Source organism: Jiangella rhizosphaerae, from assembly GCF_003579925.1.
Classification (GTDB): Bacteria; Actinomycetota; Actinomycetes; order Jiangellales; family Jiangellaceae; genus Jiangella; species Jiangella rhizosphaerae.
Genome location: NZ_QUAL01000237.1, coordinates 1 through 1,483, shown reverse-complemented (window position 1 = coordinate 1,483; position 1,483 = coordinate 1). Strand labels below are relative to the sequence as shown.

Here is a 1,483-nt window from a genome sequence, read left to right as displayed (position 1 = left end):
GCAGGGCAGTGACCTGGTGGCACCCGGGGTGCATCGACGCCCAATCGGAGAACGCCGACCAGAGGATGGTGCACCAGTGAGCGGGACAACCATGATCACCGACACCGTCACCGTCTTCAGCCGCGAGCTGCGGCCCGTCCTGCGCGACCCGTTCTCCGTCGTGTTCAGCATGATCCAGCCGCTGGTGTTCCTCGGGCTGTTCGCGCCGCTGCTGCCCGAGGTCGAGGGCGGCTCCGCGCTGCAGTGGTTCGTCCCCGGCATCGTGGTGATGTCGTGCCTGTTCAGCACGTCCTTCACCGGGTCGAACCTGCTGTTCGAGATCCAGACCGGCGCGCACGAGCGGATGCTGGTGACGCCGCTGCGGCGGCCGGCGCTGATCGTCGGCCGGGCGCTGAAGGAGATCGTCCCGATGATCGTGCAGACAGCGATCATCGTGCTGGTCTGCGCTCCGTTCGGATTCGACCTGCACGCCGGCGGCATCGTCGTGGGCGTCGCGATCCTGTCGGTGATGGCCGTGGGGCTCGGTGCGCTGTCGTACACGCTGGCGCTGGCGTCGAAGAACACCGAGTGGCTGTTCTGGACGGTGCAGCAGACCGTCCTGTTCCCGCTGCTGCTGCTGGCCGGCATCCTGCTGCCGGTCGACGACGGTCCCGGCTGGCTGCGGGCGCTGTCCAGCGCGAACCCGCTGACCTACGTCGTCGACGCCGAGCGGGCGCTGTTCAACGGCGAGTTCCCGGCGGCGACCGTGCTGGGCGCCGTCGTCGCCTCGGTCGCCGTCGCGGTCGTCGGCCTGGCGGTGGGCACCCGGGCGATGCGCCGCTCGTCCTAACCTGGCGTCATGGGCGTCATCGGGGTCGGCTACGAGGGACACACCATCGATTCCTTCGTGGCCGGCCTCGCCGCGTCCGGGGTCGGGCTGGTCGCCGACGTGCGGCTGACGCCGATGTCGCGCAAGACCGGCTTCTCCAAGCGCGGCCTGGCCGCGGCGCTGGCGGCGGCCGGCATCGACTACGTGCACCTGCCGGCGCTGGGCAACCCCAAGGACAACCGGGTGCCGTTCGCTGCCGGCGACCCAGCCGCGCGGCGGCGCTACGCCGAGCGCCTGGCCGAGCCGGAGGGCCGGGAGGCGCTGGACCTGCTGGCGGCGGAGTCGGCGAAGCGCTTGGTGGCGTTGCTGTGCCTCGAGGCCGACCAGTCCCGCTGCCACCGCCAGATGGTCCTCGACCGGCTCGGCGCGGCGGGACCGGCCTGACCCGCCGGCCGCTCACCTCCGGGAGATGCCGCTCCCCCGCGCCCGAGCTGTCGGGTTGCGGGCGTGGACAGGTGTTCGATAGGATCATTTTCAGGAGATCGGGCCGTCACCGGGAGCGGCAGCAAGGGGTTCCCGGGCAGCGAAGCAAGACATCACGCCAGGTGTTCTCACCTCGTCCACGGTCGCAGTGCGCTGCGGTCGTCCACCCCAGCCCCTGTGTCGGGGTCAATG

General features: G+C 71.0%; 2 protein-coding genes. Both read left to right on the top strand.

Annotation, left to right across the window (positions count from 1 at the left end; genetic code table 11):
- The first annotated feature begins 91 nt into the window (after positions 1-91).
- A complete protein-coding gene (locus tag DY240_RS22730; protein WP_119662078.1) occupies positions 92-829 on the top strand; it encodes an ABC transporter permease in 738 nt (245 codons plus the stop codon).
- 9 nt (positions 830-838) lie between these two features.
- Positions 839-1,252 carry a DUF488 domain-containing protein gene (locus tag DY240_RS22725; RefSeq protein ID WP_119662077.1) on the top strand — a complete coding sequence of 138 codons (414 nt, stop codon included), beginning with the start codon at positions 839-841 and terminating at the stop codon, positions 1,250-1,252.
- Positions 1,253-1,483 lie beyond the last annotated feature (231 nt).